The sequence below is a fragment of the Shewanella sp. SR1 genome, from assembly GCF_020447145.1.
Classification (GTDB): domain Bacteria; phylum Pseudomonadota; class Gammaproteobacteria; order Enterobacterales; family Shewanellaceae; genus Shewanella; species Shewanella baltica.
Window position 1 is genome coordinate 192401 of record NZ_JAJAEF010000001.1, and the last position, 13844, is coordinate 206244.

Consider the following 13844-nt stretch of genomic DNA (forward strand, 5'->3'; position numbering starts at 1 on the left):
ATTACTCCCTCCCTTGGCGAGTACGATCATCGCGGGATGGACGTCCACTCAAAGGCTCATTCGCGCGAGTCGTTGATACAGATGAAGAATTGACATTTTGCTGTGGCTTAGCTTCCAGCTCAGTTGTCGCAGGCTTCTGCTGAATTAACTTATCTAGCGGTAGGTACATTAAGTTGCCGTTGTTCTTGGCATCAATCAGCACTTTATTCGTATCTGTCATCACTTGCTGCATTGTATCGAGATACAAACGCTTGCGAGTCACGTCAGGCGCGGCTTGGTACTCAGGTAATAACAGCTCAAAACGAGCCACTTTACCGCGAGCTTCTAAGACTTCACGCTCTTTATAAGCATTCGCTTGTTGTGCCATACGTTCAACTTCACCACGAGCTTTTGGTTCAATTTCACGGGCATAGGCTTCAGCTTCACGAATAAAACGTTGTTCATCTTCTTGGGCAGAAATCGCGTCATCGAAGGCGTCTTTCACTTCTTCAGGCGGACGCGCCGGTAAGAAGTTGACGTCAACAACAGCAAGACCCAATTTGTACGGTTCAAGAATGCGCTCTAACTCTTTCCACGTATCGCGACGAATAGCATCACGGCCGGTAGTCAGAATATCATCCATCTTATTATGTCCAATGACATAACGCAGTGCACTGTCAGTCGCTTCACGCAAACTGGCGTTCGCATCGACGGCACTAAATAGATATGAGTAAGCATCTAAAATACGATACTGAACATCAAGCTCAACTTTCACGACGTTTTCATCGGATGTCAGCATGCTACCAGACGCAGGAATAGAGCGAACCGATTGAATGTCGACGGGATAAATTTGGTCGATAAATGTGGCTTTCCAATGAAGTCCAGGGCCAATTTCGCCAGCGTGTTTACCAAATCGCAGTGCCACACCACGCTCAGCTTCTTTAATTGTATAAAAACCCGAAAGTCCCCAAACAACTACAGCAACAGCAAGAATGATGATTAGGCTAAACGAGCTAAAAGATTGGCCTGAGCCGTTTCCTTTGCCGCCAAAGCGCTTTGAAAGATTACGAAAAACCTCGTCAAGGTCCGGTGGTCCTTTGTCGTTACCACCTTTATTTCCCCAAGGATCATTACCCTTGTTACCGGGCTCGTTCCAAGCCATTTAGCACTCCATAAGTGGATGAAATAAATTAGATTATTAACAAACAGCCTCATCTATCGAATCTTCGTAGATGAAGGTTTCTAACTCACCCTGACTCTGTTTAGCTAATCGGCGCCAATCGGCGTCCGATAAACGAACAGACAAAATACAGTTCCCCAGATCGTCGTACTCTTTCTGCTGTATCGCATCCAGTCGATAAAACTGGCCAAGATAATGTCCAGCAGTTGCCGGAATTCTAAGTGTTAGCTCTTTAATCACCTCACCGATTAGCTCAGTGATGGCTTTCAACAGCAAATCAAATCCCAAACGCTTCTGTGCCGAAACCCAAACTCGAACGGGTTTGCCTATGTCGTTATATTCAATTCTTGGGGTTACATCCTCGAGTAAATCGATTTTGTTACACACCACGAGTTGCATGACTTCATCGGCTTCGATGTCTTTCAGTACAGATTGAACCTGATCAAAGTTATCCGCCATGTTTTCATCTGCACAATCAATGATATGCAGTAGTAACTCCGCTTGCCTTGTCTCTTGTAAGGTTGCCTTAAATGCAGCAACGAGATCATGGGGCAAATGACGAATAAACCCTACAGTATCCGCTAATATCACGGCACCATCGGGTAAATCTAACTTTCTTAGCGTGGGATCGAGTGTGGCAAACAACTGATCTGCAGCATAAACATCGGATGACGTTAGGGCATTAAACAGCGTTGATTTACCCGCGTTTGTGTAGCCGACTAATGACACTGTCGACAAATCACTGCGCTTACGTGCACGTCGGCTCTGTTCACGTTGTTTATCAACTCGCTCTAAACGCTTGTTGATATTTTTAATCCGTCCTCTGAGCAAACGTCTATCGGTTTCGAGCTGGGTTTCCCCTGGACCACGTAAACCAATACCGCCCTTTTGCCTTTCAAGATGCGTCCAACCACGGATCAGGCGAGTCGACATATGGCGCAATTGCGCTAGCTCCACCTGCAACTTACCTTCGTGAGTACGCGCTCTTTGGGCAAAAATATCGAGAATAAGTGTCGTACGGTCGAGTACTCGACAATGACACACTTGCTCTAGATTACGCTCTTGGGCTGGACTCAATGCATGATTAAAAATCACCACATTGGCTTCGGTCGCCGCCACTAATGCGGCTAACTCTTCAGCTTTACCAGAACCCACAAAAAATTTGCGATCCGGCGAACGTCGACTTCCAGTAATCACCCCGACTGATCGGGCTCCAGCTGATTCCACTAATAGCTGCAGCTCGACTAAATCTTCTCGGCGTTCCTCATCGGAAAAGTCGATATGGACAAGAACCGCAGTTTCTCCCGCCTCATAACGATCAAACAAGAAGTAAACTCCTTAGATATAGCTTATTCGCCACTAGGCGCATCATCTTGAGCACCATATCCGCCTTGGGCATTTTGGTGACCAGTGACGTTGAATGGGCGTGCTGGCACGACAGTAGAAATAGCGTGTTTATAAACCATTTGGCTCACTGTGTTTTTCAACAGAATGACAAATTGATCAAACGACTCTACCTGTCCTTGGAGTTTAATGCCGTTCACCAAGTAAATTGATACAGGAACGCGCTCGCGACGCAATGCGTTCAAAAATGGGTCTTGTAAAGATTGCCCCTTAGCCATTTTATTATTTCCTTTTTAATTTATATAAAATAAATCGATATCAGTGATAGTTTTTTGTTTAGTTTTAGTATTATACAGCAAGGGCTAATAAGCTAGCGGCATTGACGCATAAGTGTAACTAAATTCCCCTCAGCACCACTTTCGAGCCAATTCAACTCTGGCCAGCTGCGCAACCATGTTAATTGACGCTTAGCCAATTGCCTAGTAGCAGCAACCGCTTTTTCGACCATAGTATCATAGTCAAACTCACCATCGAGATATTGCCAGCACTGTCGATAACCCACACAACGCATTGAAGGCAAGTCTAAATGCAGGTCTCCACGGGCTTTCAGCTCTGTGACTTCCTCAAGAAAGCCCTGCTTGAGCATAATCGCAAAACGTTGCGCAATTAAGTCATGTAACACTTTGCGCTCACGCGGTGCAATAGCAAACTGCACTACGTCGTAGGGCAAGGGAGCAGACTTGGTCTGAGTCAGCTCAGTCATACTCTTGCCGCTTATTCTATAGACTTCCAGCGCTCTTGAAAGTCTTTGTGGATCATTAGGATGAATTCTTTCTGCCGACACGGGATCTATCTCCCTTAATTGGTCATGCAGTGCTTCCCATCCCTTTTCATCCGCCTCAGCTTGGATCTCGGCTCTAATGGCCTCGTCCGCACTCGGCAAAGGTGACAAACCTTCGAGTAACGCTTTGAAATACATCATGGTTCCGCCAACTAATACTGGCGTTTTACCCATGCTGACAATCTGTTCTATCTCGGCTATCGCATCGGCTCTAAAGTCGGCTGCCGAATAACTTTCGCTAGGATCGCGAATGTCGATCAATCTGTGTGGCCCACGGGCCAGTTCGTCGGCGGAAGGCTTGGCGCTGCCAATGTCCATACCGCGATAAATTAATGCTGAATCGACCGAAATGATTTCACAGTTATGCTTTTCGGCCAATTCTAATGCTAAAGCAGTTTTGCCTGAGGCCGTTGGCCCCATCAAAAATATCACTTTAGGCTGTAATTCTTTATTCACTTGCTTGCTCTTCTAGCCACGATTGCCAAGGTAGTAATATTGCTTTGTTGGCAATAAGCTGTTTTTTCTCTTCAGCTAACTGCGAAAATGCTGCCCAGATTTCTGGTGCCGAAACGAACCCAGTTAAACTGTGTTTTGCCAACCAAAATGCCAATGCGCTTGGCGCAGGTGTTTCAAAACGCAGCGATTGTAACCACTCAGGGATCACTTTTACTAACTGGCTCTCTCTGATATATGGGGGCACTTTTTTAATAATCAACTGCTGGTAACGAATTGTTAGTTCTAAACCTAACTGGCGGATCAGCGTGTCATGTTCATCGAGCACAGCCTGCCAATCTGCATCGGCCGCGACAGACACTGGCATCAATAAAGGCTGGCCAATTAATCCGGTCGCTAGCTTAACCTCAATCTCTTGGCAGCGCGTCGCCAATGCTACTGATTTTATTGGCAATAGACTCAGTTTATCCGCCGTCGCCATTACCCAATATTGGCCATCTAAAATAGCAGGCATAGGCAGAGATGGCTGATAATCTTGATCTTTTATACTGTAAGAAGGTGTTTGCAGTAAAGCACCATAACTTGCAATTGCTGCTTTTGACGGTAATTCAGTACGTTGACGAGATTCACCAGCAGAATAACTGCCGCGACTATTGTTCCTTGGCGTGGCCATGCTGCCAAAGGCATTCGTTTGAGTGCCAAAACTGGCGCCTTCTCGTCCTGCGCCGGCAGATTTTACTTGAACGGCAGAGGCAACTAACGGTTGAGCAGACTCAAGTGTATCAGCTGGCACATTAACTTGAGCTGAATCAGCACCAAGTACAAAAGGGGCTGGGATTTCAGTGCCGCTTGTCGGGGCATCCACAAACACATCTTCAACTGCATCCAAAGAGCTTGAGTGAACGAAGTCGAGTTCCCCCGCTTCTTCCAGCGCCGATTGCAATGCTTGCAGAATATAATCATGCACATAGCGACTCTGATGGAATCGCACCTCGTGCTTAGCAGGATGCACGTTAACATCCACTTGATGGGGATCGATATCCAACATCAACACATAGCCGGGTTGCTCCAGTTCCGCTTTTTGGGCAAAAGCCTGGCGCACCGCGTGATTGACTAAGCGGTCACGGATTAAGCGTCCGTTGACATAAAAGTAATGGGTATCGCTGATAACGGGCGACCAAGGTGACTGCAAATAGCCACTGAGGCGCAAATCATCGTGTTGACATTCAATCTTAAGCGCTTGCTCAGCAAATGGGCGACCACTTACTTGCGTCAAACGCTGTAAATACTGGGCTTCATTCATGGCGGGACGATAATTACGTACCGTCTTGCCGTTATGGGTCAGCGTGAAATGGATATCGCCGCGCACTAATGCAATGCGCTTTAACCATTCATCGATATGGGTAAATTCGGTTTTATCGCTCTTTAAAAAGCGTCTGCGAGCTGGTGTATTGAAGAATAAATCCACCACCTCAATCGTCGAACCAACAGGATGCGCGGCGGGCATGATTTTAACCGCCATGTCGGCACCTTCGGCATGGGCTTGCCATGCTTCGGTTTGCTCAGCAGTGCGCGAGGTTAAGGTTAAGGTTAAGCGTGAGACAGAGCTGATACTGGCTAGCGCTTCACCGCGAAAACCAAAACTGAGGATCGCTTCGAGATCGTCTAAGGTGTGTAACTTTGAGGTCGCATGGCGCGATAAGGCCAGCGCGAGTTCATCTTTGGGTATGCCAGAGCCGTTATCGCGAATTTTAATCAGCTTACTACCGCCTTTGTCGATTTCAATATCGACTCGGCTCGCTCCTGCGTCGAGGCTATTCTCGACTAATTCTTTAACTACGGAAGCGGGTCTCTCAACCACTTCCCCCGCCGCAATTTGGTTGGCTAATTGCGGTGGCAGGATCTGAATGCCCATCATGCTTTCCTATTTAACTCTGGGGTATGACTAACGTTTGTCCTAACTGAACCACATCGGACTTCATCCCATTCGCTTGTTTGATGCTAGACATAGGCACACGATAACGCTGCGCGATGGCCGATAAAGACTCGCCACGACTGACTTTATGTTTGACGTTCGATGCCGTTGAACTCCCCACATAAGCGGTTGGCGTTCTCTCTTTAGTCGATTTAGCACTGCTAGAGCTAGCGCCGCCTCGCTGGGCAAGCAAGGTATCCGCTGGCGGATTATTGTGATAGTAACGACTCACACCCTTATAGATAGCATTGGCGATATTTTCTTGATGGCGACTACTCGACAGCAAACGCTCTTCTTTCGGATTCGAAATAAAGCCCGTTTCCACCAAGATTGAAGGAATATCCGGTGATTTCAGCACGGCTAAACTCGCCGACTCGGGGCGACTCTTGTGTAAATCAGTCACGCCGCCTAAATCCTTAAGAATATCGCCAGCGACTGAATGACCAATGGCCATCGAACTGTTCATCGACATATCGAGCAGCGTCATAGCTAAATACTGTTCATTATCCGTGTTTTGGATAATCTCACCCGCGCCGCCAAGTAACTCAGAATGCTTTTCTTTTTGCTCTAACCAACGGCCAATTTCACTGTTAGCCCGACGCATGGATAATACCCACACAGAGGCGCCGCGAGGATTCGGGGAAGTAAAAGCATCGGCATGGATAGAAATCAGTAGATCGGCCTTACTGTTGCGGGCCAACTCAGAGCGCTTATTCAAATTCACAAAATAATCGCCGGTGCGGATCATCACAGCGCGCATGCCGGGCGTGTCATTGATTTTACTCGAAACACGTCTGGCGATTTCTAGGGCAACCTTTTTTTCGTAAACGCCAGAAGGGCCAATGGAGCCAGGGTCGTCGCCGCCATGACCCGCATCGATAGCAATCACGATATCGCGGGATGATTGCGCCGCTTGGGTAACGGTTTTAACGGGTGTGGATGAGACAACTGCGGTTGCGGTTGTTAAGGTTTTATCTTCTAAATCAACCACGAGACGATTGCCATAGGGCGCGGTCACGGGCAACGAGAACAAGCTCGCATTCAGTGGCTTCACCAAATCGATCACTAAGCGCAAATCACCCTTAGTCGGCGACTTACTGACTCGCACGCCCTTGACTAACTTACTGTTGTTTTCAAGATTTTTAAGCGCAACTTTAGTGGCGGACTTTTTTAAATCCACCACTAAGCGATTAGGGCCATCTAAAGAGAAATAGGTGTAATCAGGCGCTTCGCTTAAGTCAAACACGATTCGAGTCGACTCAGGCGCAGCCCAAATACGTACGCTTTCTAACTGATTAGCCGCATGAGCCGCCACAGATAAAAAAGAACATAAAGAAAGAATAATAATTTGAAAATAAGGGTTATTTTTTATCATTTTAGTTTTTATTTTATCGCTTTTAATAACTTTTCACCTGGCTCTGACAAGGCCTCTATGCGTATTTCACGCCCACTATTTTGATAACTTAAATGCATATGGACATCGGCATCGGGCAATAAACCCTCTCCCTTATCTGGCCATTCAACAATGCACAGACTCTTATCCGTGAAGTAATCACGAATACCCATAAACTCGAGTTCTTCTGGATCGTTTAAACGATACAAATCAAAATGATAAACTTCGACACCCTCTAGCTCATATGGTTCAACTAAAGTGTAAGTCGGGCTTTTAACTGCCCCTTTATGGCCCAAACCTTGAATTAAGCCGCGACTCAGCGTCGTTTTACCGGCGCCTAAATCACCCGTAAGATACAGAGTCAAAGGCGCTTTGACATGGCGGGCTAATTTTTGCCCAACCGCAATAGTGTCGTCTTCGTTGTCTAAGAAAAAAGTTAACTCTGTCATATCCGCTTATATCACTGCTGTTATTAATGGAGAAGCGACTCAACCCTAAAAAGGCACAGGGCACAGGGCACAGAACAAAGTCCAGCCCCGCTTGAGTCTCACATACCGCCTAGAGTAAATCACTATTCACTAATTGGCGAATAAAAGGCATTAAATCGCTCGCTAACATGCCACGTTCTCCCTGTATTGCCGCAAGATCGGCGGCGCAACCATGTACAACAACACCCAGCACAGTCGCCTGCATGTTATCCATTCCTTGAGCCATGAGCGCGCCTATAATACCAGATAACACATCGCCACACCCACCACTGGCAAGCCCTGGATTACCGACAGGTGCAACAACCATTTGTTTGCCATCAAAAATGACCGTTCCCGCGCCTTTTAGCAACACAACACCGCCGTACTTTTGCTGTATCGCCCGTACAGCCGCAAACCTATCCTGCTCAATTTCTGCCACAGAGCAGCCGAGTAAACGCGCAGCCTCACCCGGATGCGGTGTTAGCACCCAATTGGTTTGCCGGCGCGGTTCATTGCTCAATAGATTTAAGGCATCGGCATCCAAAACACAGGGTTTATCGCTTAAGCCCACGGCTTTAAACAAGTTATAGCCCCAGTCATGCTTACCTAAACCTGGGCCAAGTACGATAACCTGCGCCCAACCAAGGCGCAGATACACTTCCATATCGACTAAGTCACAACCCCAGAACATCAATTCAGGACGGGAAACATTCACCGTCAATTGATGCTCAGGTCGACTGATCACTGTGACTAACCCAGCACCGGCACGCAGACATGCCTCACTGGCCAGTCGCACGGCGCCAGCCATGCCCATATCACCACCGATAACAGTGACCTTACCCGACTGGCCTTTATGGCTATCGCGCGCTCTGGCGGCAAAGTAATCTTTAAGCGTCTCTTTTCCGACTCTTTGTGCACTCGCTTCAGCGAAGAAAGGTGTTAATCCTAAAGCGGCAAATTCAAGTTCGCCGCTGTAATGCCGCGCCTTACCCGTTAACAAACCTTGCTTCCAGCCACCAAAACACAAGGTGACATCCGCCATCACAGCAACACCCGCCACAGCGCCGGTATCGGCAATCACTCCAGACGGTAAATCAAGGCTCAATACCCAAGCTGCATTATCATTGATGGCGCGAATATACTCAGCCATATCGTCGCGCACGGCATCTCGCACACCTGTGCCGAGTAAACCATCGACGATGATTTTGGCCGCAAGAATGGGCGCAACGGCTTTCGGCAGTAACTCTCCGCCGTCTTTAAGATAATGGGCCAATGCTTGCTGACACTCAGGCGTGCCTGCCGCTGACGTCATCATCACTGAAACGGCCATATCACTGGCAAGGGCTAAACGAGCGCACACTAAGGCATCGGCACCATTGTTACCGCTGCCAGCGAGGATAAATACAGAAGAGGCATTGGGGTTATGTTTTGTTAAACATTCAAAAGCCGCCGCGCCAGCACGCTCGACCAATTCATAGAGGCTAGAGGCTCCCTGCGACACAGCACTCAGTTCAGCTTGGCGAACTTGTGCTTGGGTAAATAAGGCCTTGGGAAATTGCGATAGATCTTGTGCCATGAAGGATCTCCTTAGACGCCAACGACTTCATTCCACAATGAGTTACCCCACCATAGGAGTCTTGGCAGCATTGAGCAAGGCCGATAAAAAAATCAGCCAATAGATCAAGAAAGTAGCAAGAATCGGATCGGGAAATTATGACGTAAATCAGTTCAAGCGCAGATACCTGCCCAAATGGAGCAAAGTAGCGCAAAAGTCGTCGATACACAGATGACACAAAGACAAAAGCCAGCACTAGGCTGGCTTTGGGAATTGAGAAGCGATGACGGTTTAGATATCGTCCATCCGAATTGTGCTGTGGACCAAACGTTGTTGCTGAGTTTTCTCCACTCGGATCAAGTTAGCTAACGCATTACGCGCATCTTCGGCAGTCGTTGAGTTAACTGTTTTTTCTAACAAACCAATCAGACGATTTTCTAAGTCTAAGTGCAAGTTGAGCACATCGTCTTCATTCATGTTCGCGGGCAACATAGTATCTTGGCAACGCTTGGTAAAGTCTTCAAAGGTGAAGTCTTTGTACCAAGTATCAAGAATACGATGTGGCGCTTCTTCTATATAATCGCGCAGTTTCTCCGCCATGGTTTTTTGATGTGACTCAAAATAATCCAGCATCATTTTCACACGTGCCGAGTCAGCTTGATTATTGAGTCGGCCATAGAGTTGCGCCATATCTAAGCGGCAATTTGCCACATACTCAAGTAGATCACGTAATTGTTGAATACGCATATAATGCACTCCACTGTCAGGCCAACTACTTGGCGCTATTAATTTTGTCTAGCTTCATTATGTGAGTAAAAGCGTTACGAATATTTGAACAAGGTCATAATTTAACTTTCGCGAAGCTATCTAATTTAGGAAAACTTGAAGAAACACGCTACAGATCACGCATCTAAATCCTATCACACTGTTTTGTATAAGAGAGAAAAGCCAAAAGAGATCTCAAAACACTTAGCCCAATAGGTTAACGTAAGCCTTTGGCTGTACATGATGAATCAAAGATAGAGGGTTTGCAGTGGATAGTCGTTAATCAAGAAAGGAATAGATGAGCTAATTGAGGGAATGACGTGAAAAAGTCGCTGTTGGAGAGTTTAACGGAATTACAGCGAAATGATTTTATCGGAAGTGGTCGAGAAATAATCTATGCCTTAGTTCACGGCTTAAGCATTGTAAATGATAGCAATATGAGCAACACGATTGAAATGATGCTTGATAAGGTAGTTTGGGGGGATTTATCGAAATTGGATCGACATGATTTTGATCAAGAGCGGTTCGAACCGATGACCTATACCTTGACTAATTTAACAATCACAAAGGTATCACCATATCAGAATCACAACTGAGCTAATGTCAATTGAGTAATGTGATAGTGGAATATTTAGGAAATTGGAGCGACATATCGGGTTCGAACCGATGACCTATACCTTGGCAAGGTATCGCTCTACCAACTGAGCTAATGTCGCATAATCTGTATTAATGATTTGGTAAATCACTAAGTTTTAATTTGGAGCGACATATCGGGTTCGAACCGATGACCTATACCTTGGCAAGGTATCGCTCTACCAACTGAGCTAATGTCGCATAATCTGTATTAATGATTTGGCAAATCACTAAATTTTAATTTGGAGCGACATATCGGGTTCGAACCGATGACCTATACCTTGGCAAGGTATCGCTCTACCAACTGAGCTAATGTCGCCTTTTGTATCGCTGCTACATTTGCCTTCAACATTGACAAAGGTATCGTCTATCAACCTTTATCAACTGAGCTAATGTCGCTTTTTGCATCGCTGCTACTATTTGCCTTCAACATTAACAAAGGTATCGCCTATAAACCTTTATCAACTGAGCTAATGTCGCATTCAATCTAAATGACCGCAAATCTCTGTTCGCATCAAAAAGTTGAGGCCGCATTATATGAAAAATTCATGCGGCTGCAACCCCTTCTTGCATATTTATCTACTGATCGGTCAAATTTTAAATACTTTGCTGCGATAATACTGCAATTCAGCGATCGACTCTTGGATATCCTGCAGTGCTTGGTGAGTGTTTTGCTTCTTAAAGCCCGCCATAGTTTCTGGGCTCCAACGCTTCACTAGCTCTTTAATCGTACTGACATCCACATTGCGGTAGTGGAAATAATCTTCCAGCTCGCGCATATAACGATTTAAGAAGCGTCGATCTTGGCCAATACTGTTACCACACATTGGAGAAGCGCCCTTAGGAACATACTGTTCTAAGAAGGCAATCGTCTTAGCCACAGCTTGCGCTTCGGTTTCTTGGCTAGCACGAACGCGGTCAATCAACCCTGACTCACCATGGTGCTTTTGATTCCAATCATCCATAGCGGCCAGCACGTCATCCGATTGATGAATCGCGATAACCGGACCTTGACCGATAATATTGAGTTCTTGATCTGTCACTAAAGTGGCAATTTCAATGATCCTGTCGACGTCAGGCTCTAACCCTGTCATTTCCAAATCGATCCAAATGAGATTATTTACATCTGCCGTCATAAATCAGCCTTATCATGTCAGTTAGCCTAAATTCAGGCTTTTTTATTCAAGAGCGTGTATCATACTGCTTTTTTCCGACACAAAAAATCACCTAATTGACGAAGACGAATCAGTGAGTAAAAAGAAACCCCTAAGCCAAGGTCAATTACGCCGTATGCGTGCTAATCACGAGAAGCGACTCAATCGTGACAGTGGCGAAAAAAATACGCCAGAGTTACAGGATAGTTCACTGGGGCAAGAACAGCCCGGTACTGTGATTTCTCGTTTTGGCCAACATGCCGACATAGAAACCGAAAGCGGCCAAGTTGTGCGCTGTAATATTCGCCGTGCCGTCACCAGTTTAGTGACTGGCGATAAAGTGATCGTACGCTTAGCCATTGAGAGCCAAGCCAATAGCGGCATCGCAGGTATTGTTGAAGCCGTTCATCCACGTCGCTCATCACTCACACGCCCAGATTTATACGATGGCGTGAAAATTATCGCCTCGAATATCGACCAAATTTTGATTGTGTCCTCGGTATTACCCAGCTTTACCACACAGATCATCGACCGTTATTTAGTGGCCGCTGAAGATACCGATATTCCACCTATCATCATTTTGAATAAAATTGACTTGCTCAACCCCGATGAAGCGCAGGCAATCGATGAAGCGCTGCAGCGCTATAAAGATATTGGCTATCCAGTTTATAAAGTCAGCAGCAAGTTAGGTGATGGTATCGATACCATCAAAGACATACTCAAAGATAAAGTCAGCGTATTTGCCGGCCAATCTGGTGTGGGTAAGTCATCGATCATCAATGCCCTATTACCCGATGCAGAACTGGTGATTGGTGATGTTTCCGATAACTCAGGTTTAGGTCAGCACACCACCACCACAGCCAAACTGTTGCACTTACCTAGTGGCGGCGATTTAATCGACTCCCCAGGCGTGCGCGAATTCGCCCTCTGGCATCTTCCTGCGCAACGTGTAGGCTGGTGTTTTATCGAGTTTCGCGAGTATCTTGGCGCGTGTAAGTTCCGTGATTGTAAACACGGTGACGATCCCGGCTGTGCACTGCAAGAAGCCCTGAGCCAAGGTAAGATCAGCGCAGATCGCTTTCATAATTACCATAAAATTATCGCCAGCTTAGATGAACAACGTCATGCCCGCCATTTCCGTGCGGCCACTGACGAATAGCGACTTATTGATAAATAACAACAGTCTCAGCAAAGATTGAGCAGTAAGAAAAGGAATTAAAATTGGATAAAGTCAAAATTGCGCTGCAGTACATGCTGCCGAAACACTTATTATCTCGTTTAGTGGGTAAACTTGCCGCCGCCGAAGCGGGCGCGTTAACCACGGCCGCTATCAAGTGGTTTATCAAGCAATATAAAATTGATATGAGCGAAGCGGCGCAGAGTGAGCCTGAAGCCTATAAAAGCTTTAATGCCTTTTTTACCCGCGCCCTTAAACCCGGTATTCGCCCGTTAGATATGGACGCCGATATCATGGTGCATCCAGTCGATGGTGCCGTAAGCCAATTAGGCCCAATTAAAAACGGCCGCATCTTCCAAGCTAAGGGTCACCACTATTCATCGTTAACCCTGCTTGGCGATCAAGCTGAAGATGCTAAACGCTTCGAAGGCGGTGATTTTGCGACTATCTATCTGGCGCCTAAAGACTATCACCGTATTCACATGCCGATTAAAGGCACGTTATCAAAAATGACTTACGTACCTGGTGAACTGTTTTCGGTGAATCCGTTAACGGCCAGACACGTACCCGGTCTCTTTGCCCGTAACGAACGTGTGGTGGCAATTTTCGAAACCGAATTAGGTCCATTAGCCATGGTATTGGTTGGCGCAACGATTGTTGCCAGTATAGAAACGGTCTGGGCAGGCACAGTCACGCCGCCGACAGGTAAGCAAGTCTTCACTTGGGAATATCCAACCCAAGGCCCCGATGCCATCACCTTAGACAAGGGTGAAGAAATGGGTCGCTTCAAGTTAGGCAGTACTGTGGTGATGTTGTTTGCTAAAGATGCTATCGCGACCTTTGCTGAAGGTGTCGAAGCCGAAGCCGTAACGCGCATGGGACAAGCCTTCGCGAACCTGAAAGACGTTAAGCAAGCGGATTAAGCTTT

The 13844-nt window shown here is 46.5% G+C and carries 13 protein-coding genes and 3 tRNA genes; 3 read left to right on the forward strand and 13 right to left on the reverse strand.

What is annotated here, in order from left to right; genetic code table 11:
* Position 1: 1 nt before the first annotated feature.
* The 9 genes from hflK to KV201_RS00895 all read right to left on the reverse strand — a co-directional run bounded on the left by hflK (position 2) and on the right by KV201_RS00895 (position 9934).
* Positions 2–1141, reverse strand: coding sequence for an FtsH protease activity modulator HflK (hflK, locus tag KV201_RS00855; RefSeq protein WP_006080057.1), 1140 nt, complete (start codon positions 1139–1141; stop codon positions 2–4).
* A 36-nt stretch (positions 1142–1177) separates the two neighbouring features.
* On the reverse strand, positions 1178–2485 hold the full coding sequence (gene hflX, locus KV201_RS00860) for a ribosome rescue GTPase HflX (RefSeq protein ID WP_011845725.1): 1308 nt from the start codon (positions 2483–2485) through the stop codon (positions 1178–1180).
* Positions 2486–2508: 23 nt separating this feature from the next.
* Positions 2509–2781: an RNA chaperone Hfq gene (gene hfq, locus KV201_RS00865; RefSeq protein ID WP_006084207.1), complete on the reverse strand. Its 273-nt coding sequence runs from the start codon at positions 2779–2781 to the stop codon at positions 2509–2511.
* A gap of 92 nt (positions 2782–2873) precedes the next feature.
* Positions 2874–3800 carry a tRNA (adenosine(37)-N6)-dimethylallyltransferase MiaA gene (gene miaA / locus KV201_RS00870; protein WP_006084208.1) on the reverse strand — a complete coding sequence of 309 codons (927 nt, stop codon included), beginning with the start codon at positions 3798–3800 and terminating at the stop codon, positions 2874–2876.
* Complete coding sequence (mutL, locus tag KV201_RS00875) at positions 3793–5715, reverse strand: DNA mismatch repair endonuclease MutL (RefSeq protein WP_226058252.1); 1923 nt, start codon at positions 5713–5715, stop codon at positions 3793–3795. Before mutL ends, miaA begins: the two co-directional genes overlap by 8 nt.
* A 10-nt stretch (positions 5716–5725) precedes the next feature.
* Positions 5726–7147, reverse strand: a complete 1422-nt coding sequence (locus KV201_RS00880) for an N-acetylmuramoyl-L-alanine amidase (RefSeq protein ID WP_006080051.1) — start codon at positions 7145–7147, stop codon at positions 5726–5728.
* An 8-nt stretch (positions 7148–7155) separates the two neighbouring features.
* Positions 7156–7614: a tRNA (adenosine(37)-N6)-threonylcarbamoyltransferase complex ATPase subunit type 1 TsaE gene (gene tsaE, locus KV201_RS00885; protein ID WP_226058253.1), complete on the reverse strand. Its 459-nt coding sequence runs from the start codon at positions 7612–7614 to the stop codon at positions 7156–7158.
* 109 nt (positions 7615–7723) lie between these two features.
* Complete coding sequence (locus KV201_RS00890; RefSeq protein WP_226058254.1) at positions 7724–9208, reverse strand: NAD(P)H-hydrate dehydratase; 1485 nt, start codon at positions 9206–9208, stop codon at positions 7724–7726.
* 270 nt (positions 9209–9478) lie between these two features.
* The gene (locus KV201_RS00895; protein WP_006080046.1) at positions 9479–9934 is read right to left on the reverse strand and encodes a hypothetical protein; all 456 of its coding nucleotides are present in this window, start codon (positions 9932–9934) and stop codon (positions 9479–9481) included.
* 338 nt (positions 9935–10272) lie between these two features.
* Between KV201_RS00895 and KV201_RS00900 the strand changes: the two genes are divergently transcribed.
* On the forward strand, positions 10273–10548 hold the full coding sequence (locus tag KV201_RS00900) for a hypothetical protein (protein ID WP_226058255.1): 276 nt from the start codon (positions 10273–10275) through the stop codon (positions 10546–10548).
* Between the two features lie 44 nt (positions 10549–10592).
* On the opposite strand, the gene KV201_RS00905 is transcribed toward KV201_RS00900, so the two are convergent.
* From KV201_RS00905 to orn, 4 genes are all read right to left on the reverse strand, one after another.
* Positions 10593–10668: transfer RNA gene (locus KV201_RS00905), tRNA-Gly, on the reverse strand.
* A 42-nt stretch (positions 10669–10710) separates the two neighbouring features.
* Positions 10711–10786, reverse strand: a tRNA-Gly gene (locus KV201_RS00910).
* A gap of 42 nt (positions 10787–10828) precedes the next feature.
* Positions 10829–10904: transfer RNA gene (locus KV201_RS00915), tRNA-Gly, on the reverse strand.
* A gap of 271 nt (positions 10905–11175) precedes the next feature.
* Positions 11176–11721, reverse strand: coding sequence for an oligoribonuclease (gene orn, locus KV201_RS00920; protein WP_006080044.1), 546 nt, complete (start codon positions 11719–11721; stop codon positions 11176–11178).
* A 112-nt stretch (positions 11722–11833) separates the two neighbouring features.
* Here orn and rsgA point away from each other — a divergent pair, with 112 nt between their 5' ends.
* Positions 11834–12898, forward strand: a complete 1065-nt coding sequence (gene rsgA, locus KV201_RS00925) for a small ribosomal subunit biogenesis GTPase RsgA (RefSeq protein WP_006080042.1) — start codon at positions 11834–11836, stop codon at positions 12896–12898.
* Positions 12899–12960: 62 nt separating this feature from the next.
* Entirely contained in the window at positions 12961–13839 is an 879-nt protein-coding gene (gene asd / locus KV201_RS00930) for an archaetidylserine decarboxylase (protein WP_028761759.1), read from the forward strand.
* Positions 13840–13844: the final 5 nt, after the last annotated feature.

Excerpts from the sequence above, each read along its gene's own strand:
- KV201_RS00890 (WP_226058254.1), bottom strand. The coding sequence starts at position 9,208 with ATGGCACAAGATCTATCGCAATTTCCCAAGGCCTTATTTACCCAAGCA.
- tsaE (WP_226058253.1), bottom strand. The coding sequence starts at position 7,614 with ATGACAGAGTTAACTTTTTTCTTAGACAACGAAGACGACACTATTGCG.
- orn (WP_006080044.1), bottom strand. The coding sequence starts at position 11,721 with ATGACGGCAGATGTAAATAATCTCATTTGGATCGATTTGGAAATGACA.
- hfq (WP_006084207.1), bottom strand. The coding sequence starts at position 2,781 with ATGGCTAAGGGGCAATCTTTACAAGACCCATTTTTGAACGCATTGCGT.
- KV201_RS00880 (WP_006080051.1), bottom strand. The coding sequence starts at position 7,147 with ATGATAAAAAATAACCCTTATTTTCAAATTATTATTCTTTCTTTATGT.
- hflK (WP_006080057.1), bottom strand. The coding sequence starts at position 1,141 with ATGGCTTGGAACGAGCCCGGTAACAAGGGTAATGATCCTTGGGGAAAT.
- mutL (WP_226058252.1), bottom strand. The coding sequence starts at position 5,715 with ATGATGGGCATTCAGATCCTGCCACCGCAATTAGCCAACCAAATTGCG.
- KV201_RS00895 (WP_006080046.1), bottom strand. The coding sequence starts at position 9,934 with ATGCGTATTCAACAATTACGTGATCTACTTGAGTATGTGGCAAATTGC.